General features: G+C 47.2%; 15 protein-coding genes. 6 read left to right on the top strand and 9 right to left on the bottom strand.

The window, feature by feature from the left end; all coding sequences use genetic code 11:
- Positions 1-35 precede the first annotated feature (35 nt).
- A complete protein-coding gene (rep, locus tag FCU94_RS14550) occupies positions 36-2,054 on the bottom strand; it encodes a DNA helicase Rep (RefSeq protein WP_176289246.1) in 2,019 nt (672 codons plus the stop codon).
- A 274-nt stretch (positions 2,055-2,328) separates the two neighbouring features.
- Here rep and FCU94_RS14545 point away from each other — a divergent pair, with 274 nt between their 5' ends.
- The 4 genes from FCU94_RS14545 (at position 2,329) to ubiK (ending at position 7,549) form a co-directional block, all read left to right on the top strand.
- Entirely contained in the window at positions 2,329-2,895 is a 567-nt protein-coding gene (locus FCU94_RS14545) for a TetR/AcrR family transcriptional regulator (RefSeq protein ID WP_176289245.1), read from the top strand.
- Positions 2,896-2,913: 18 nt separating this feature from the next.
- A complete protein-coding gene (locus tag FCU94_RS14540) occupies positions 2,914-4,020 on the top strand; it encodes an efflux RND transporter periplasmic adaptor subunit (protein ID WP_176289244.1) in 1,107 nt (368 codons plus the stop codon).
- Positions 4,021-4,031: 11 nt separating this feature from the next.
- Positions 4,032-7,154, top strand: a complete 3,123-nt coding sequence (locus FCU94_RS14535; RefSeq protein WP_176289243.1) for a multidrug efflux RND transporter permease subunit — start codon at positions 4,032-4,034, stop codon at positions 7,152-7,154.
- A 143-nt stretch (positions 7,155-7,297) separates the two neighbouring features.
- The gene (gene ubiK, locus FCU94_RS14530; protein ID WP_176289242.1) at positions 7,298-7,549 is read left to right on the top strand and encodes a ubiquinone biosynthesis accessory factor UbiK; all 252 of its coding nucleotides are present in this window, start codon (positions 7,298-7,300) and stop codon (positions 7,547-7,549) included.
- 399 nt (positions 7,550-7,948) lie between these two features.
- On the opposite strand, the gene ilvC is transcribed toward ubiK, so the two are convergent.
- On the bottom strand, positions 7,949-9,433 hold the full coding sequence (gene ilvC, locus FCU94_RS14525; protein ID WP_176289241.1) for a ketol-acid reductoisomerase: 1,485 nt from the start codon (positions 9,431-9,433) through the stop codon (positions 7,949-7,951).
- A gap of 145 nt (positions 9,434-9,578) precedes the next feature.
- Between ilvC and ilvY the strand changes: the two genes are divergently transcribed.
- Entirely contained in the window at positions 9,579-10,469 is an 891-nt protein-coding gene (gene ilvY / locus FCU94_RS14520) for an HTH-type transcriptional activator IlvY (protein ID WP_176289240.1), read from the top strand.
- 70 nt (positions 10,470-10,539) lie between these two features.
- Here ilvY and hemN read toward each other — a convergent pair whose 3' ends face one another.
- The 5 genes from hemN to FCU94_RS14495 all read right to left on the bottom strand — a co-directional run bounded on the left by hemN (position 10,540) and on the right by FCU94_RS14495 (position 15,130).
- Positions 10,540-11,928 carry an oxygen-independent coproporphyrinogen III oxidase gene (gene hemN / locus FCU94_RS14515; protein ID WP_176289239.1) on the bottom strand — a complete coding sequence of 463 codons (1,389 nt, stop codon included), beginning with the start codon at positions 11,926-11,928 and terminating at the stop codon, positions 10,540-10,542.
- A gap of 177 nt (positions 11,929-12,105) precedes the next feature.
- Positions 12,106-12,594, bottom strand: a complete 489-nt coding sequence (locus FCU94_RS14510; RefSeq protein ID WP_176289238.1) for a DUF2489 domain-containing protein — start codon at positions 12,592-12,594, stop codon at positions 12,106-12,108.
- A gap of 9 nt (positions 12,595-12,603) precedes the next feature.
- Complete coding sequence (yihI, locus tag FCU94_RS14505) at positions 12,604-13,164, bottom strand: Der GTPase-activating protein YihI (protein WP_176289237.1); 561 nt, start codon at positions 13,162-13,164, stop codon at positions 12,604-12,606.
- Entirely contained in the window at positions 13,164-13,802 is a 639-nt protein-coding gene (locus tag FCU94_RS14500) for a class I SAM-dependent methyltransferase (RefSeq protein ID WP_176289236.1), read from the bottom strand. The genes yihI and FCU94_RS14500 overlap by 1 nt, the downstream gene beginning before the upstream one ends.
- A 710-nt stretch (positions 13,803-14,512) precedes the next feature.
- A complete protein-coding gene (locus tag FCU94_RS14495) occupies positions 14,513-15,130 on the bottom strand; it encodes a c-type cytochrome (protein WP_176289235.1) in 618 nt (205 codons plus the stop codon).
- A gap of 148 nt (positions 15,131-15,278) precedes the next feature.
- Here FCU94_RS14495 and yihA point away from each other — a divergent pair, with 148 nt between their 5' ends.
- The gene (gene yihA, locus FCU94_RS14490; RefSeq protein ID WP_176289234.1) at positions 15,279-15,944 is read left to right on the top strand and encodes a ribosome biogenesis GTP-binding protein YihA/YsxC; all 666 of its coding nucleotides are present in this window, start codon (positions 15,279-15,281) and stop codon (positions 15,942-15,944) included.
- A 450-nt stretch (positions 15,945-16,394) separates the two neighbouring features.
- Here yihA and FCU94_RS19460 read toward each other — a convergent pair whose 3' ends face one another.
- Complete coding sequence (locus FCU94_RS19460; protein WP_438356636.1) at positions 16,395-16,442, bottom strand: hypothetical protein; 48 nt, start codon at positions 16,440-16,442, stop codon at positions 16,395-16,397.
- Between the two features lie 193 nt (positions 16,443-16,635).
- On the bottom strand, positions 16,636-19,431 hold the full coding sequence (polA, locus tag FCU94_RS14485; protein WP_176289233.1) for a DNA polymerase I: 2,796 nt from the start codon (positions 19,429-19,431) through the stop codon (positions 16,636-16,638).
- Positions 19,432-19,668: the final 237 nt, after the last annotated feature.

Below are 19,668 nucleotides of genomic sequence, written 5' to 3'. Positions count from 1 at the left end.
GGTAATCACCGAGCCTTTTTAGTACTTATATGCCATCACTTCTTATTGAACATCGCTTTCAAGTTGGCAATGTGTGCCTGTCCCTTGGCCATTCGTTCCTCTTGGGTTACCGGCTTTTTCGTCTGCTCCCACTCGACATCATCAAACGGTAGCTCATCAAGAAAACGGCTTTGTGTCGGTTTAATCAACTCGCCAAACTGACGGCGCTCTTTACACATAGTGAAGCTCAATTCACGCTGAGCACGAGTGATGCCCACGTACATCAAACGGCGCTCTTCTTCGACATTCTCTTCATCGATACTGGTTTGGTGCGGCAAAATCCCCTCTTCGGCACCAATCAAGTAAACATATGGAAACTCTAGACCTTTCGACGCATGCAGTGTCATTAATTGTACCGCATCGCTATCTTCGTCTTCTTCACCGCGCTCCATCATGTCACGCAACGTTAGGCGTTGGACCACTTCTTTAAGAGTTTTCTCTTCTTGGTCATAATTATCGCCCTCTAGGTCAGCGACGATCCACGAATAGAGATCCGATACGTTCTTCATGCGCATTTCCGCCGCTTTAGGGCTCGCCGAGGTTTCATACAACCAATCTTCATAGTTGATATCACGCACCAAAGAGCGAACCGCTTCAACCGTATCGCCGCGCTCGGCTTGATCAGCAATTTTCACTAGCCAAGCGGTAAACCGGCGTAAGTTCTCCAACCCGCGACCGCTTAGCGATTGCTCAAGTCCAAGCTCAAAACTCACTTCAAACAGACTTTTGCCGCGCATATTGGCGTAACTACCCAGCTTCTCAAGCGTAACCGGGCCGATTTCACGGCGCGGCGTGTTCACGATACGTAAAAACGCGTTGTCATCGTCTGGGTTCACCAATACTCGCAGGTAAGCCATGATGTCTTTAATCTCTGAGCGAGCGAAAAATGAGGTTCCGCCTGACAATTTATAAGGCACCCGGTTTTGCATCAGAGACTTTTCAATCAAACGCGACTGATGGTTGCCCCGATACAGCACCGCATAATCTTTATACTCGGTTCGGTTGAGGAACTTATGAGCAATCAGCTCACCGGTCACTCGCTCAGCTTCATGCTCTTCGTTTTTTGCCAACAATACTTTGAGCTTCTCGCCATCTGGAATTTCGGAAAATAGCGATTTTTCATACACGTGCGGATTATTAGCAATCAAAATATTGGCGGCTCGAAGAATGCGGCTGGTCGAGCGGTAGTTTTGCTCCAGCTTAATCAAACGTAAGTTGGGGTAATCTTCGCCCAATAGCACTAAATTTTGCGGCTTTGCCCCGCGCCAAGAGTAGATAGACTGGTCGTCATCGCCAACCACGGTCAAGCGCCCGCGCTCTCCCACTATCAGCTTGACCAATTCATACTGACTGGTGTTGGTATCTTGGTACTCATCGACCAACAAGTAACGAATACGATTTTGCCAGCGCTGACGCACCTCTTGATTGGTACGCAGTAGCAGTACTGGCAATAAAATTAGGTCGTCAAAATCCAGTGCGTTGTACGCTTTCATCTGCTTTTGGTACATCTCAAAACAGAACGCAAATAACTGTTGCTGCTCACCTTGCGCTTGCGCCTTGGCTTGATCGGGCGTGAGCATGTCATTTTTCCAGTTGGAGATGGTGCTCAACAGTTGACGTAAGAGATCCTTATCGCCATCTAGTTGCTGCTCAGTCAACTCTTTGAGTAGCGCCATTTGGTCTTGGTCATCAAACAGTGAAAAGCCCGCCTTTAAACCGAGCGCTTTATACTCGCGCTTAATGATGTTCAAACCCAAGGTGTGAAACGTCGACACCATCAATCCTTTAGACTCATTTTTGCCAAGCGTTTGACCAACACGCTCCTTCATCTCGCGCGCCGCTTTATTGGTGAAGGTCACCGCCGCAATATTACGCGCCTTATAACCACACTGCTGAACCAGGTAGGCGATCTTGTTAGTGATCACGCGTGTTTTACCCGAGCCCGCACCGGCGAGAACTAAACAAGGTCCAGATACGTACTTAACTGCTTGATCTTGATTGGGGTTCAGCTTCATAGCTATCTCAGAAGTGGGAAAAGGTGGCGCATATGATAATGGCGCCGCTATGAGATTGCTATGTTTATACCTGATACACGTAGAACTCACCTCAGCCATCTGCGTAATTGAGAATTATTTATCTCTATTACGCGATTTTTTGTTGCATATGTGAGGTGAGTATGGGCTATAATGAATGAACGTTCATTCACTAATGTGCTATTCCATTCTACCAATCGGAAAAATCGGCGTTTAGAGATTTATTCTGGTTGGTGTTAAGTCTGGGTGTCATCCAATGGAAGATAAAAGACAAAAGATTATTGATGCGGCAGAAAAACTGATCGCGGAATCAGGCTTTCATGGCCTATCAATGCATAAGCTAGCCAAAACAGCAGGCGTTGCGGCGGGCACTATTTATCGTTACTTCTCAGATAAAGAAGACCTGTTACAACAAGTTCGTTTAGCCGTTTGTCAACGTAATGCTGAAATCATTCAGTGTGGCGTCGACGAAAATATGCCTTTGAAACAAAGATTTCGAAAAATGTGGTTAAACATTTTTGACCATTCAAGGTCGAACATTGAGTTGCTAAAGAATCGAGCTCAATACGATTCACTACCTTGTGTACGTAGCCACGAGACCAAAGAGGTCGAGCGAAAAATGTATCACAAGGTCGACAAGATGTTTACTCAAGGCCGTGAACAGGGGGTTTTTAAGCCGTTAGATAACCCCGTTTTGGCAGCGTTGAGTTTAGAAGTCAGTGTCACTTTGGCACGTAAGCAATCTCTCGGATATTACCAACTGGATCAAGACGCGATTGAAGCCGCCATTGAAGCCAGTTGGGATGCGATTATAAAACACTAATTTGGAGTTCTCGTCAGAATGAAAAAGTGGACCTTTTTTATGCTACTTATCGCGGTACTGCTGTTTGGCAGCGTGATAGGTTTCAACTTATTTAAGCAGCAGAAAATCGCTGAGTACATGGCTAACCGACCAGAGCCAGAGTTTCCGGTAACGGTCACCACTGTTGATGCAGTAGATTGGGTACCTGTGATTGAGGCGATTGGCTTTATCGAACCGAATCAAGGCGTCACGGTGGCCAATGAAACCAGCGGCGTGATTGATAAGATCGCTTTTGATTCAGGCACTGCGGTGGAAGAGGGCCAACCTTTGGTATTGCTCGACTCTGAAGTTGAGAAAGCCAACCTTAAGAGTGCACAGGCTAAGCTACCGGCGGCTGAAGCTAAATACAAACGCTACCAAGGTTTGTACAAAAAAGGCTCTATCTCTAAAGAGGCATACGACGAAGCAGAAGCAAACTACTTCTCGCTCAAAGCCGATATCGAGAGCTTAAAAGCTGCGATTGACCGCCGCGAGATAAAAGCGCCATTCGCGGGTGTAGTGGGTATTCGTAACGTGTATCTCGGCCAATACCTACAAGCCGGTACGGATATTGTCCGCTTAGAAGATACTAGCGTCATGCGTCTGCGCTTTACGGTGCCACAAACCGACATCTCTCGTATTTCTATGGGTCAAGAGGTGGATATTTTCGTCGATGCTTACCCTGAAAAACCATTTAAAGGCTCTATCTCAGCAATCGAGCCTGCGGTTAATGTTCAAAGTGGCCTGATTCAAGTTCAGGCTGATATTCCAAACAGCGATGGTCAGTTGCGTAGTGGTATGTTTGCGCGTGCCAACATCATTCTGCCTAAGCTTGAAAACCAAGTCACACTGCCACAAACCGCGATCACCTTTACTCTATATGGCGACAATGTCTACATTGTCACAGAGGAGAATGGTGAAAAGCGTGTAACCCAGCAAGTGGTGAAAGTGGGTGAACGCACGCAGGACATTGCGCACATCCTTGAAGGTGTTAATCCCGGTGATGTGGTAGTGACGTCGGGTCAAGTACGTCTAAGTAACCACGCTAAAGTTCGTGTAGTAGAAAGCGATGCAACTACTCCACCAGCTGAAACACCTATGCTGTAACTGGAGGCCTCATGCGCTTTACTGATGTTTTTATTAAACGTCCGGTTTTAGCGGTATCGATCAGCTTTTTGATAGCTCTGCTTGGTTTACAAGCCATCTTCAAGATGCAGGTCCGTGAATACCCTGAAATGACGAATACGGTAGTAACGGTCTCCACCAGTTACTACGGTGCCAGTGCTGATTTGATCCAAGGCTTTATTACCCAGCCTCTGGAGCAGGCCGTCGCACAGGCAGACAATATTGATTACATGACTTCCTCTTCGGTATTGGGTAAATCCACCATTACCGTCAACATGAAGCTCAATACTGATCCCAATGCGGCACTGTCTGATGTGTTGGCAAAAACCAACTCGGTGCGCTCTCAGCTACCTAAAGAAGCGGAAGATCCGACGGTAACCATGTCGACCGGCTCAACCACTGCGGTACTTTACATCGGCTTTACCAGTGATGAACTCTCTTCTAGCCAAATCACTGACTACCTCGAACGTGTGATCAACCCGCAGTTGTTCACTGTGAACGGTGTGTCTAAGGTCGACCTCTATGGTGGTATGAAATACGCCCTGCGTATCTGGCTCGATCCGGCGAAAATGGCGGCGCTCAACTTAACCGCTACCGATGTAATGGGCGTGTTGAACGCCAATAACTATCAATCGGCCACAGGTCAGGCCATTGGTGAGTTCGTACTTTACAATGGTAGTGCGGATACTCAGGTATCCAACGTTGACGAGCTATCAAACCTAGTTGTCAGCACTGACGATGGCGACGTCACTCGCTTGAGCGACATTGCGAAAGTGTCGCTAGAGAAGAGCCACGATGTTTACCGTGCTAGTGCCAACGGCCAAGAAGCTGTTGTAGCCGCCATCAACGCGGCGCCAAGTGCTAACCCGATTAACATTGCGGCAGATGTACTGGAACTGTTACCTCAATTGGAGCGTAACCTGCCAAGCAACATCAAGATGAACGTGATGTACGACTCGACGATCGCAATCAATGAGTCTATCAACGAGGTAATCAAAACCATTGTTGAAGCGGCATTGATCGTACTGGTGGTCATCACGTTATTCCTAGGTTCCTTCCGCGCGGTCATCATCCCTATCGTGACTATCCCACTCTCTTTGATTGGTGTGGCAATGGTGATGCAAGCGATGGGCTTTTCATGGAACTTGATGACGCTACTGGCCATGGTACTTGCCATCGGTCTGGTGGTCGATGATGCGATCGTGGTACTTGAAAACGTTGACCGTCACATCAAGCTCGGTGAATCCCCATTCCGAGCCGCAATTATTGGTACCCGTGAAATCGCGGTTCCGGTTATCGCCATGACCCTGACGTTAGGTGCAGTATATGCGCCGATCGCCCTAATGGGAGGCATTACGGGCTCGCTATTCAAGGAGTTTGCCTTGACCCTAGCAGGTTCAGTGTTTGTATCCGGTATTGTCGCACTGACCCTCTCTCCGATGATGTGTTCGAAAATGCTAAAGGCGAACGAAGCGCCAAGCAAGTTTGAGCAGAAGGTTCACCATATCCTTGATGGCATGACCAATCGCTACGCTAAGATGCTTGAAGCGGTGATGCAGCGTCGTCCTGTGGTTATTGGTTTCGCCATTATTGTATTTGCCAGCCTACCTATGCTGTTTAAGTTCATTCCAAGTGAACTGGCGCCGTCAGAAGATAAAGGCGTTGTGATGCTGATGGGTACGGCTCCGTCTAACGCGAACTTAGACTTTATGCAAAACACCATGAACGACGTCAACCAAATCTTATCTGACCAGCCTGAAGTGGCTTTTGCTCAGGTATTTACTGGGGTGCCTAACTCGAACCAAGCGTTTGGTATCGCGTCTATGGTGCCTTGGAGTGAGCGCGAAGCGAGTCAGTCTGAGGTGGCCAACCGCGTGGGTGGTTTAGTCAGTAATGTTCCGGGTATGGCGGTCACGGCTTTCCAGATGCCAGAACTACCAGGTGCTGGCTCGGGTCTGCCGATTCAGTTCGTGATCACCACGCCAAACGCATTTGAGAGCCTATTCTCAATTGCGACCGATGTGCTAACGGAAGTGAAATCGAGCCCAATGTTCGTCTATTCAGATTTGGATCTGAACTACGACTCGGCAACGATGAAAATCAACATCGACAAAGACAAAGCCGGTGCATATGGCGTGACCATGCAAGACATCGGTATTACGCTCAGCACTATGATGGCGGACGGTTACGTTAACCGTATCGACCTTAACGGCCGCTCTTACGAGGTGATTCCTCAAGTTGAGCGTAAGTGGCGTCTAAACCCAGAATCGATGAATAACTACTATGTACGCAGTGCAAATGGTAAAGCAGTGCCTCTTGGTAGTTTGATTACAATTGATGTCGTAGCAGAGCCTCGCTCTCTTCCTCACTTCAACCAGCTCAACTCAGCGACGGTTGGTGCGGTGCCAGCACCGGGCACGGCTATGGGCGATGCCATCAACTGGTTCGAAGGGATTGCAGCAGAGAAGCTACCAAGCGGTTACAACCACGACTACATGGGCGAAGCGCGCCAGTACGTAACGGAAGGCAGTGCCCTCTATGCGACCTTTGGTTTAGCACTGGCGATCATCTTCCTCGTGTTGGCCATCCAGTTCGAATCAGTGAAAGATCCGCTGGTTATCATGGTCTCAGTACCATTGGCGATTTGTGGTGCTCTGATTGCCCTTGCTTGGGGTGCGGCAACGATGAATATCTACTCTCAAGTTGGTCTGATTACCTTAGTGGGTCTTATCACTAAGCACGGTATCTTGATCTGTGAAGTGGCGAAAGAAGAGCAACTTCACAACAAACTGAGTAAAACGGAAGCCGTCATGGAAGCAGCAAAAGTGCGTCTGCGCCCTATCCTAATGACGACAGCCGCGATGATTGCTGGTCTTATCCCGCTAATGTACGCCACCGGTGCAGGTGCGGCTCAGCGCTTTAGTATCGGTATTGTTATCGTTGCAGGCCTAGCAATCGGTACTATCTTTACCCTGTTTGTATTGCCGGTTATCTACAGCTACTTGGCTGAAAAACACAAACCACTGCCTGTGTTTGTTGAAGACAAAGACTTGGAAAAACTGGCTCGAGCCGATGAGGCGAAAGCCGCCTGCCGAGAAATTGCCGACAATCGCTAAGCGAAACGAATAAAAGGTCACTTCGGTGACCTTTTTTATTTGCTGAGTTTGCTGGTAGTCGCTTCGAATTTTTGTTACCCAACTAGCGACTTTCCCGTATCAATTACATAGAATGAGGGCAAATTGAAAGGAGTTTTAGTCACATGTTTGACCCAAAGAAACTAGAGCAAATCGCTAAACAAATTCATGACTCTATGCCAGCCCCAGTGAAAGAACTCGGTGCCGACGTAGACCAAAAAGTTCGTCAGGTAATTCAAGGCCAGCTTAACAAGCTCGACGTCGTCAGCCGCGAAGAGTTTGATGTACAAACGCAAGTTCTACTGCGTACGCGTCAGAAACTGACCGAAATGGAAGCCAAACTGGCAGAGCTAGAAGAGAAGCTAGCGGACAAGTAAGCTGAAAAGCTAGAGAACCTTGAGGGCCGATGTAATGCATCGGCCCTTTTTGTTTTTGAGGAGATGTAACAGACCAACCAATCTTCATGCTTCAGTCATCCACGAGAGGGAGAGACGATCGAGTTGGGGGCTCTACTATAACCAATGAACAAGCGATTAGAGATTCCTTACTCTCAACTTCGTTGCTCTAAGGAATGACCGTTTGTCTTGAATAACTCAGACCGTTGTCGATGTGAAATGATCTAGCATCTCGCAGGGCGAAGCTCGTTCCAGTCCCTAAATAAAAAAGGCTTGGTCAACGGAGACCAAGCCTTTTAGTTAGATGTTGTGTTTTGTATTTATTGACTCCAGTCTGTCTGGAGTTCTTACTGCCTTGCTGTAGCGCAATGACGCAGAATATTAACCACCAACGGCGATTCTTTTCATGTCACTCATGTACGAGCGCAACTCTTCACCAATGTACTCTACAGGGTGGTTGCGGATTGTTTCGTTCACCGCGATAAGTGTTGCATTATCCACTTGGTTAGACGTTTCGCCTAAACCTTTACCAATCACCTCTGTACCCACTTTCGGCATAAACTTCTCACGTAGCAGCGGCGTTGCCACGTTAGCGAACAAATAGTTACCGTATTCAGCGGTATCTGAGATAACTACGTTCATTTCGTATAGACGTTTACGAGCAACTGTGTTGGCGATAAGCGGAAGCTCGTGCAGTGACTCGTAGTATGCCGACTCATCGATGATGCCTGACGCAGTCATTGCTTCGAATGCTAGCTCAACACCAGCGCGAACCATAGCCACCATTAGAATGCCGTTATCGAAATACTCTTGCTCAGAGATTTCAACATTGCCTTCTGGGTAATTTTCAAACGCCGTTTGACCCGTTTCTTCGCGCCAGCCAAGTAGGTTTGCATCGTCGTTCGCCCAGTCAGCCATCATAGTACTAGAGAACTCACCGGTAATAACATCATCCATATGCTTGTTGTACAGTGGACGCATCAGCTCTTTTAGCTCTTCAGAAAGTTCAAACGCTTTCACTTTGGCTGGGTTTGATAGGCGATCCATCATGTGCGTGATGCCACCGAATTTCAGTGCTTCAGTAATGGTTTCCCAGCCGTACTGTAGAAGTTTACCTGCGTAGCTTGGGTCGATACCTTCCGCCACCATCTTTTCATAACAAACGATAGAACCCGCTTGAAGCATGCCACATAGAATAGTTTGCTCACCCACTAGGTCAGATTTCACTTCTGCTACGAATGAAGACTCTAAACAACCTGCGCGGTGGCCGCCCGTACCTGCTGCCCATGCTTTGGCGATATCCCAGCCCTCTCCTTTTGGATCGTTCTCCGGGTGAACCGCGATAAGCGTTGGTACACCAAAACCGCGCTTGTACTCTTCGCGTACCTCGGTACCTGGACACTTAGGCGCAACCATGACAACCGTTAGGTCTTTACGGATTTGCATGCCTTCTTCAACAATGTTGAAGCCGTGTGAATAACCGAGTGCAGCGCCTTCTTTCATTAGCGGCATAACGGTTTCAACTACGTTAGTGTGCTGCTTGTCAGGTGTTAGGTTGATAACAAGATCAGCTTCAGGAATAAGCTTTTCGTAGCTGTCTACTTCAAAACCGTTCTCTTTAGCGTTTTTGTAAGATTGACGTTGCTCGTCAATCGCGGCCTGACGCAGTGCGTACGCAACGTTCAAACCAGAATCGCGCATATTTAGGCCCTGGTTTAGGCCTTGAGCACCACAACCAACGATAACCACCTTCTTACCTTTTAGGTAATCAGCTTCCGTTGCAAACTCGCTGCGGTCCATAAAACGACAACGACCTAATTGGTCTAGCTGCTCGCGTAGGTTCAAAGTGTTGAAATAGTTAGCCATCGGGGCGCTCCTTTATAGAATTTTTCCATTGAGGTCGGTCGCTTATGGACCGAATGAGTTCATACTAAAACAGGTAATTAGTTGCTTAAAGTGATATATTCACAATTAGTAATTGCAATTAATGCAACAAGGATGTGACCATTTCATGAACGTTAAAAGTCTGCAGTTGTTCATTCATCTGTGTGATAGTAAAAGCTTTGCCAAGACGGCCTCTGCCATGCATATCAGCCCCTCAGCGCTCAGTCGTCAAATACAAAAACTAGAAAGCGATACCAGCCAAGTACTGTTTGTGCGCGACAACCGCAGCGTTGAGCTGACCCCTGCCGCGAAAAAGCTCTTACCTGTCGCACTTAAAATTGTTGGGGAGTGGCAAAACTATCATGCTCAGCTTAAAGGCCACGATCAGGAGCTCAAAGGAGAAATACGTCTATTCTGTTCCGTGACAGCGAGTTACAGTCATTTGCCAGAGCTACTGTCTGAGTTCCGTCTTCAACATCCGTTTATCGAGTTTAAGCTCTCTACCGGCGACCCGGCGCAAGCGATTGAAAAGGTGTTGGCGGATGAAGTGGACATCGCTATCTCCGCACAGCCGGAACAGTTGCCAGCGCGGATCGAGTTCGAGACGATCAGCGAGATCCCTCTGTCTGTTATCGCTCCCGTGGGCGTGAGTAACTTTGCAGAGGAGCTACAGAAAGAGAAACCGGATTGGTCGACGATCCCGTTTATCGTCCCCGAGTCAGGTACTGCGCGAGAGCGCGCCAATGCGTGGTTTAAAGCGATGAAAATCAAACCCACTATTTACGCCCAAGTGTCTGGTCATGAAGCGATTGCCAGTATGGTGGCCCTAGGGTGCGGAGTGGGTATCGCCCCGGATGTGGTCATCAATAACAGCCCGGTGAAAGAGAAGATTCAGCGCCTTAAAGTCGCTTCGATTAAACCCTTTAAACTCGGCGTGTGCTGCAAACGCTCACAGCTAGATAACCCGCTGGTCAAAGCGTTGTGGGACACCGCTCACGATACCTATATCACTCCCTAAGCTCTAGATAGCAAAAAGCCACCGCTTTGCACAAATAAAGGAAAGAGGTGGCTTCAAATACGAAGAATACTTAGATAACGCGAGAAAACTGCTGCTGCCTAGCCTTAGCCCTTAAATACTTATCAAAACACATACAGATATTGCGAATCAGCAGGCGGCCACGCAGTGTGACGCGAATTTCTTGCTCATCGACCTCAACCAGTTGATCGTTAATAAAAGTCTGCAGCAGTTCTAAGTCTTGTTTAAAGTAGTCGTTAAACTGAACGTTAAACTCAGACTCAATCGCCATTTTGTCGAGCTTGAAATTACAGATAAGCTGCTTGATCACTTCTCGTCGTAGTAAGTCATCACTATCTAGCGCAACCCCTTTCCATAATGCATGACGCTGGTCGTTGACTTGAGCATAGTACTTTTTCAGCTCTTTCTGATTCTGAGCGTAAGCATCGCCAATCATAGAAATCGCCGACACACCAAACCCGACTAAGTCTGCTTCGCCTTGAGTAGTATAACCTTGGAAGTTTCGATGCAGCACACCATTGCGCTGCGCGACGGCGAGTTCGTCGTCAGGGAGGGCAAAGTGGTCCATGCCGATAAACTGATACCCTGCCTCTGTCAGAGTGGCGATCGTATCTTGCAGAATCGCCATTTTCTCTTCGGCTGCGGGCAGATCGTCATCTTTGATTTTACGCTGCGCGGCGAACAATTGTGGCATGTGAGCGTAATTAAATACCGACAATCGACCCGGTGTCATTTCCAGCACTTGCTTAAGTGTCTCTGCAAATGACTGCTTGGTTTGCTTTGGCAGACCGTAAATCAGGTCTAAGTTTGTCGAGCGGAATCCCAGCTGCTTGGCTCGTTCAACCATCGCAAAGATAAAGGCTTCATCCTGCTCACGGTTGACCAGCTTCTGTACTTCTTTGTTGAAGTCCTGCACCCCGATACTCAAACGGTTAAAGCCTTCACCACGCAAATGGTCCAGCATATCCAGCTCGATTTCACGTGGGTCAACTTCAATACTGATTTCCGCGTTGGCTTCAAAGTAGAACTCGCCGCGCAAGATCGCCATCAAACGGCTGATCTGTGCCTTAGTCAAGAAAGTGGGCGTCCCACCACCAAAGTGCAACTGCGTGACTTTACGTTGTTGTAGCAACGCCGCGCGAGTACGAATTTCTAACTCGAGTACGTCAAGGTATTCATCAGCCTTGTGCGAGTGACGAGTAATGACCTTGTTGCAGCCACAGTAGTAACAAAGCTTGTGGCAAAACGGGATATGAATATAGAGCGACAACGGCCTATCGGGATACTGAGTGCACGCCATATCAAAGTCTGCGACGGTAAATGCCTCATGAAACTCAAGAGCCGTTGGGTATGAGGTATAACGTGGACCTGAATAGTTGTATTTATCTAGAATGGCTTGATCCCAGACGATTTGCTGGCTTGCGACGACAGGCTGCGACATGTTGGTATTTCCGTTTGAGCTATGGTGCTATTCAGGCGTTAGGTGCCATTGTAATTAGCGGGCTATTTTGCCACACCTGGCTAGCGCTGGCGGTGAGACAAGTAACTTTTTGAGCAGCAAATAGTCAGATTTGCTAGCTCGATCACCCCTGATTAATCTAGGGTGACCGAATGACAGTTAGACCATCTGAATCGTGATCTGATTATTGAGGGGCTGAACTTTTTTCTGCAAACACTTGAGCTCTTCGATGATGGCATCTTGAAGTCGCGACTCCGCTTTATGGCGTTCAAGATTCTGCTTCATCCGTTCTTGCTTGGCGAGTTTCTGACGCTCTTCACCACGAGCCATATCTTTCACGATATGGAATAGCTCAGAAGTGGCGGGAAACTCTTGTTCGAAATCGACCCGCTGCTCACCTTGAACGTAATCCATGATGTTGTAGAGACGAATACTGATTTCCGACAAGTCACACTGCTCTTGGATACCCGCTAAGCACAACACATGGACACTCTCAAAAATGTTGGCGTTGCGTTTTTCAATCGCCAGCTTTTGGTGTTGCTGTTGCAATTCCTTTTGCTTCTTCAGTTGGAGCAGAAGGTAACCTGCATAAGAAGCTAAGCCCAAAATAATGACGCCGCCTGCAATGACTAATAAGGTTACATTCATACTGTCTCATTACCCTTTAAATTGGTTCAGATCCAACGATTCAAACTGAGAAAGAAGCTCGTCGTCAGAGTCCACTTTCTTGGTAGACTTCTTCGGTGAAGCAGGTGCAACCACCTCTTGCTCCTCGTCTTGTTCTGGCTCTTCTTCATAAAGACCAAGTTGTTTCATCAAGACTTCAATGCGCGCTAACTTCTCATCAACATACTTTTGTAGGCCAGAGCCTAAGTGATCACCGTTGTCTAAGCGATCAAGCAGAACATTGAGCTGAGCATCGTTCTCTAGCATCTCTAGTTCTTTCTCTGCATTGATACGACGTTCCGCCTTGGTGGGTTTCTTCGCCGACTCGACAACGAGAGGAATTTTCTTTTTACTGCCTAAACGAGGGTCACGTTGCTGACCCGATGTTTGCTGTTTGGCAGTTTTTGCGTCTGAGTTGCGGTTACCCGTTTTTAACCCTTTGCGCTTTTTGTCTTTTTTACGCAAACGACCTTCAACGTCAGATTGCGTGCGGTTACGTACTACGACAATGTCGCCATTACCGCCTGATCTCGATTTTTTACTACGGCTCATTACTGGGCTTTCCTCAGTAAAATTACATCATTACCAATAAATTCAAGCTCGAGCTGATCCCGCTCTGCCAAGTATTGAAACGTCGCGCGACTAAAAAAGATCACATGGGTCTGATCATTTTTATAGTGCCAGTGCGCGAACGCATCTACATCGATAACCATCTTAGTCATAAGACCAATCCAGCCACCTGGCTTAACTAAATTTAACCATTGTTGCCACACTCGGTTCGGCGCATATAAGTGCTCGATTACTTCGGTAGCAGTGATGAAGTCGTACTGCCTCTCTAACACCTGGGTATCTGGGTGATAGTAAATATCGTACAAGTTCATCGTGTGCCCCTGCTCTTGCAACATTAACGATAATGTCGGCCCAGGACCACAACCAAAATCTAACCCATGAGAATGTGCGGCGATACGCTCCAACAATGGCTTGCTCAACCGAGATAAAAACCGTCGGTAACCCGCATCGCTGGGGTCGTTGTCATGCAAATCGTAGTGGGCTTTCTCTTGCTCAGCGTCGAGACGTTGAGCTGGATTGACGAACACCAACTCACACTGCTGACACTGGAGATACTCGCGACGCTTGTCTGCAAAATAGTGCTCTGTGTCGATGCTTTGACATAGTGGGCAATTGTGCATGTTTACATCCTCAAACAGGGATGCGAAACATACCAGAAAGTCAGCTCAGAGTGGAGCACTATTGTACAAATAATCACCAACTTTGGAAAATTAACTATAAAAAAAGCGATAGAGTGTCTCTATCGCTTTCTAAATGCCATCAGGCAAAACTGTGTTGCACAGATAAATGTGCCCCAATAATCCTTTTGTTTTTTGCGCTTTCCTTGCAAAAGGTGTTGTTTGTCACCGTCCTGGTGAATTTTGGCTTTCCGTTTACTTCCTGTTGTCTGGGCTAGTCCTTAGCCTGATCCTTTGCGCTGTCTTAAACCATTAGACAAGGTGACCATCCGTATCGAATCAGCATCCTGCTCATTCTTTTCCATTTTTCGACCGAGTATCCTTTACTCGCATCCTTGGAGACATCCTAGTCTGAAATCCTTGATCAGCGCCCTGCCGATGTATTCACTTTATCTCGCTGGTGATGGGATGCAATCCATGCCAGATAAAAAGCCGACATTTATTTTACCTCGCTGATCACATCATTATTTTTCAGATAGTTAGAGAGATAAATGTGCCAAATTGCGGGATAAGTATGGGCGATCTCTTACACGTCAATGAGCAAGATGACTAACCCAGCGTTAGGAGCAAGTGTGAGTCAACGCACATGAAAAAGCCCAAACGCAAGTTTGGGCTTTTTCATTACAACTTATGCTCGAACGAATAGGTAGGGCTTAGTGCAGGCCACCAACGTATTTAGATAGAGTATCGATATCTTCATCAGTCAGCTTTTTCGCGACATCACGCATCATCGCATTCATATCGTTTTCACGCGTACTCGAACGGAACTTTTCTAGCTGAGCTTTGATGTAGTCTGCGTGCTGACCCGAGATTTTAGGGAACCCTGAAAGCTCGGTGCCGTTACCACGAGGACCGTGACAAGCGATACACGCCGCTAAACCACGCTCTGCATCACCGGCGGTATAGAGTGCTTTCCCCTGTTCCACCACGTTCTCAGGTGTTGAGTTACCAGAGATAGGTAAAGAGGCATAATAAGCAGCCAGATCTTTCATATCTTGCTCTGACAGCGGCATAGCCATGCCACTCATCACTGGGTCATAACGACCTTGCTTACCATTACTAGCCATCCCTAGTTTAAAGTCGTTAAGCTGCTTTTCGATATACTTAGCATGCTGACCTGCAATTTTAGGGTACATAGCGAGTTGACTGTTGCCATCAGCACCGTGGCAGGCAACACAAGTTTGGGATTTTGCTTTACCAGCTTCAATGCTGCCTTGGGCCCACACAGAGCAGCTGGCTAAAAGACTCAAGATTAGCGCTAATTTCTTCATGACATTCCATTATAATTATCAAGCTTCCGGTACCACTCTGCGTTAACACTCATGGTACAATAGGCGACCTTATGCCGAGCACGGTTATTTTACACAATTTCACAAAAAAGTAATCAATCGACTACACAAAGTCGAGATGGAGTTAACAGTGAGCGTAAAAATTCATTATCAAAACACCCATTTCATCACCAGCGCACCTGACATTCGTCACATGCCTGAAGATGAAGGTATCGAAGTTGCGTTCGCAGGACGTTCCAACGCCGGTAAGTCTAGCTCTCTTAACCGCTTGACGAACCAGAAGAGTTTAGCCAAAACCAGTAAGACCCCCGGACGCACTCAGCTCATCAACTTGTTTAAGGTAACCGATGGTTGTCACATCGTCGATTTGCCGGGTTACGGCTTCGCTCAAGTACCGATGGAAATGAAGAAAAAGTGGCAAAAGTCTCTCGGTGAGTATTTGCAAAAACGTCAGTGTTTAAAAGGTCTGGTGGTATTGATGGATATTCGTCACCCGATGAAAGACCTCGACCAGCAACTGATATTTTGGGCTGTCGACAGTGGTATCCCCGTGCAAGTACTGCTGACTAAAGCTGACAAGCTGAAAAGTGGCGCGCGCAAAGCTCAAGTTCTTAAAATCAAAAAGGATGCCATCGGCTTTGGCGGTGATGTCAGCGTGGCGGCTTTTTCTTCATTGAAAGGAATTGGCGTAGACGTACTGCGCAATAAGCTTGACGAATGGTTTGCCCCTGCTGTTGCCGCGCACATAACCGAAGAGATTGGCGAAGAAGAGCAGCTCGATAACGACGCCGAGTAAACGCATAGACTTTCGAACTAGCCCTGGTCATCCGGGGCTTTTTATTGCCTGCAGAAAATAAGAGCCCCACCATCCTGGCGGGGCAACGGGAGAGAAATAGTCGTTATTAGTTATTATGTTTCAAGGATCATCCATTCTTCTCGCGAAATCAATCACTTCACACTAGCGCAACTAATGCATCGCGTAACGAGTAATGTTCTTTAACTCTCTGATATATATCACTTAATATAACAAACTGTCGATTACAGGCTGATTTTTTGGCGTTTGATTAACCATCCAAAATAACCAAAATGTGATTGGTGTAAAGTTACAAATTTTTGCAAAGTTACAGTTTGCACTGGTGAGTCACCAATAGAGAAGTGAGCGAAACGGACAGCAAAGGAAGGGGAAATTTATTTTGCTTCGCCCAATAAAAAACGCCCCAGTCAAAAGCTGACTGGGGCGGCTGAATCAGCCTAATCCAATAACGTGAAACAAAAGGTCTGAAAGATAGAACATCTTACCTCTGTACCCTACGCCGATTAATGTACAACAATTGGTCAGAAATGAAAACCATTTTTGTAAGTTTTTTTCATTAAAATTTTATTAAACTACATTGAGTGCTTACGGACGCTAACTTTTTTCACATACAAAAAAAGTTAGTGTTTGTGCACTGGCTCATGTTATTGTTCTATTTTAGATGCTTTTTTGACTAGTGAGCCTGATCCCAGTTATCACCATGCCCTGCTTCAGCGACCAAAGGTACATCGAGGTCGGCGGCTGACTCCATCAATTGTTGTACTTTACTTTCAATTTCGGCTAAAGCTGACTCTTGAACTTCGAAGACCAATTCATCGTGTACTTGCATCAGTAACTTAACGCGACCATCACCCTCTTGTTCGATCCAATCATCCACCAGCAACATCGCCTTTTTGATGATATCAGCCGCAGTGCCCTGCATTGGCGCATTGATCGCTGCACGCTCGGCGGCCTTGCGACGCATGCCATTGCGCGACTTGATTTCAGGCAAATGCAAACGACGACCAAAGATAGTTTCGACGTATCCTTGTTCTGCCGCGGCGCTGCGTGTGTCTTCCATGTATTGCATCACGCCCGGGTAACGCTCAAAGTAAGTATCCATATACTGCTGAGCTTCCCCACGAGGAATACCGAGCTGTTTAGCCAAGCCAAAAGCGCTCATCCCGTAGATAAGACCAAAGTTCACCGCTTTCGCTCGGCGGCGTTGTTCACTGGTCACTTGGTCAATATCAACACCGATAATTTCTGCGGCGGTGGCTGCGTGAATGTCTTTACCTTGCTGGAAGGCTTCGAGTAACGCTTTGTCTCCCGACAAGTGCGCCATAATGCGCAACTCAATTTGCGAGTAGTCGACGGCCATGATTTTAAACCCATGGGGCGCGACAAACGCCTGACGAATACGGCGGCCTTCTTCATTTCGAATAGGGATATTCTGCAAGTTTGGATCGGTTGATGATAAACGGCCGGTGGCGGTCACCGCTTGATGATAAGAGGTGTGCACTCGGCCCGTTTCAGGGTTAATCATCTTCGGCAACTTATCGGTGTATGTCGATTTCAACTTGGCCAAGCCGCGATATTCGAGGATCAGTTTCGGTAGTGGATAGTCGAGCGCCAACTCCTGAAGCACTTCCTCGTTGGTAGAAGGAGTACCTGATGGCGTTTTCTTCACCACCGGCAGGCCCATTTTTTCGAACAAGATCGCTTGTAGCTGCTTAGGTGAGTTCATGTTGAACTCTTGCTCGGCCACTTGATAGGCTTTTTGCTCAAGTTCATCAAGACGTTGAGCAATCTCTTGAGACTGGGTTGCTAACTTCATGTCATCAATCAGCACGCCAGTGCGTTCAATACGCGACAGCACAGGCACCAAAGGCATCTCAATGTGCTCGTACACCGCTTTGAGCTTCTCATCTTGCTCAATGTTTTCCATTAATCGGTTATGCAAGCGCAATGTCACATCGGCATCTTCCGCCGCATATGGAGCCGCTTCATCAAGCTCAATTTGATTAAAGGTCAGTTGTTTTTTGCCTTTACCTGCGATCTGCTCGAAGGAGATACAGCTGTGTTGAAGGAAACGCAGCGCCAAGCTATCCATATCGTGCTTACCACCCACGCTGTTATACACATATGAAGCGAGCATGGTGTCATGCTTGATGCCTTTCATCTCGATACCATAACGCGCAAGCACACTGGCATCGTATTTAAGGTTTTGTCCGACTTTCGCTTGGTTGTTATCTTCCAAGATAGGCGTGAGTTGCTCCAGAACCCAGTCACGGTCAAGTTGCTGCGGCGCATCTAGATAATCATGCGCCACTGGCACATAGGCCGCCTCACCTTCTGCAGTGGCAAAAGACACCCCTACTAAGTTGGCCACCATATAGTCGAGGCTATCGGTTTCGGTGTCAAAAGCGAAAACCTCTGCGGATTTAAGCTTATCGAGCCAAAGCGTGAAGGTGTCTCGATCGAGAATGGTTTGATACTGGCTGCGGTCAATATTAACTGCCGAGACATTAAGTTCAGGTGCCTTGGCAGCCGAACTCGTCGAACGAATCGCGCCTGACTTTTCATCTGCCTCAACGACGCCGGTGCCCCCTTCCAGCAGTTCATTGAGCCATGATTTAAACACCAGCTCCCCATACAGCTTGACCAGTTCATCTTTATTCGGTACCGACTTCACTAGCTCATCGAAGCCTTGCTCTAGCTCCACATCCAACTTAATGGTCGCCAGTTCGTAAGACATCATCGCATTGTCTTTATTGTCGACCAATTTCTTCGCCATGGTTTTCGAACCACGGAAACCTAATCCAGCGATATCGTCTAGGTTTTGATAAATCTGTTCTAAGCTACCAATGCCTTGTAGTAACGCGGTTGCGGTTTTGTCACCGACACCGGGTACGCCAGGAATGTTGTCGACTTTATCGCCCATCAACGCCAAATAATCGATGATAAGCTCTGGCGGAATACCAAACTTTTCGATCACACCTTCACGGTCTAGCACCACATTAGTCATGGTGTTGATCAGGGTAATGTTGTCATCGACGAGCTGGGCCATGTCTTTATCACCGGTACTGATCAAAACCGGCACACCATTTTGCGACGCTTGATGGGCTAAGGTGCCAATCACATCATCCGCTTCAACGCCAGGCACACAGATCAAGGGCAAGCCCATCGCTCGAATCACGTTGTGCAGCGGCTCGATTTGACAACGCAAATCATCCGGCATTGGCGGGCGATTGGCTTTGTATTCCGGAAACATTTCATCTCGGAAAGTTTTTCCTTTGGCATCAAACACCACCGCAATTCGATCCGATGCAAACTGACGCATCATGCTGCGTAGCATATTCACCACGCCATACACAGCGTTGGTTGGAATATCACCATTGCTCATTGTGCCTGGATAGGCATGGAAAGCGCGATAAAGGTATGAAGAGCCGTCGATTAGAATTAACGGATTATCAGGTATGTGAGCCATAGTCTTTACGTATCCAAAGAAAATGCAAAAAGATCTGCTTAGGATGCCACGACTGACTCAGTGAATCCATTTTAACTCTTGGTGGGTTACTCACATATTTGCTGATTATCACGCCAATTCGACCATCTCTCTGTGGATAACTCTGTTCATAGTATTTACCCACAGGATATCAATAACCCATAATTTGGGGAGATCTTCAATTTAAGCTTATGTTTATATTGGATTTTATTATTGATC

The organism is Vibrio sp. JPW-9-11-11 (genome assembly GCF_013369335.1).
GTDB lineage: Bacteria > Pseudomonadota > Gammaproteobacteria > Enterobacterales > Vibrionaceae > Vibrio.
Note: the sequence above shows the minus strand (reverse complement) of the source record. Positions and strands in the feature narration are given on the sequence as shown.

Bases quoted from the DNA above. Each gene is read 5' to 3' on its own strand.
- rep (WP_176289246.1), bottom strand. From the start codon at position 2,054: ATGAAGCTGAACCCCAATCAAGATCAAGCAGTTAAGTACGTATCTGGA.
- FCU94_RS14545 (WP_176289245.1), top strand. From the start codon at position 2,329: ATGGAAGATAAAAGACAAAAGATTATTGATGCGGCAGAAAAACTGATC.
- FCU94_RS14540 (WP_176289244.1), top strand. From the start codon at position 2,914: ATGAAAAAGTGGACCTTTTTTATGCTACTTATCGCGGTACTGCTGTTT.
- FCU94_RS14535 (WP_176289243.1), top strand. From the start codon at position 4,032: ATGCGCTTTACTGATGTTTTTATTAAACGTCCGGTTTTAGCGGTATCG.
- ubiK (WP_176289242.1), top strand. From the start codon at position 7,298: ATGTTTGACCCAAAGAAACTAGAGCAAATCGCTAAACAAATTCATGAC.
- ilvC (WP_176289241.1), bottom strand. From the start codon at position 9,433: ATGGCTAACTATTTCAACACTTTGAACCTACGCGAGCAGCTAGACCAA.
- ilvY (WP_176289240.1), top strand. From the start codon at position 9,579: ATGAACGTTAAAAGTCTGCAGTTGTTCATTCATCTGTGTGATAGTAAA.
- hemN (WP_176289239.1), bottom strand. From the start codon at position 11,928: ATGTCGCAGCCTGTCGTCGCAAGCCAGCAAATCGTCTGGGATCAAGCC.
- FCU94_RS14510 (WP_176289238.1), bottom strand. From the start codon at position 12,594: ATGAATGTAACCTTATTAGTCATTGCAGGCGGCGTCATTATTTTGGGC.
- yihI (WP_176289237.1), bottom strand. From the start codon at position 13,164: ATGAGCCGTAGTAAAAAATCGAGATCAGGCGGTAATGGCGACATTGTC.
- FCU94_RS14500 (WP_176289236.1), bottom strand. From the start codon at position 13,802: ATGCACAATTGCCCACTATGTCAAAGCATCGACACAGAGCACTATTTT.
- FCU94_RS14495 (WP_176289235.1), bottom strand. From the start codon at position 15,130: ATGAAGAAATTAGCGCTAATCTTGAGTCTTTTAGCCAGCTGCTCTGTG.
- polA (WP_176289233.1), bottom strand. From the start codon at position 19,431: ATGGCTCACATACCTGATAATCCGTTAATTCTAATCGACGGCTCTTCA.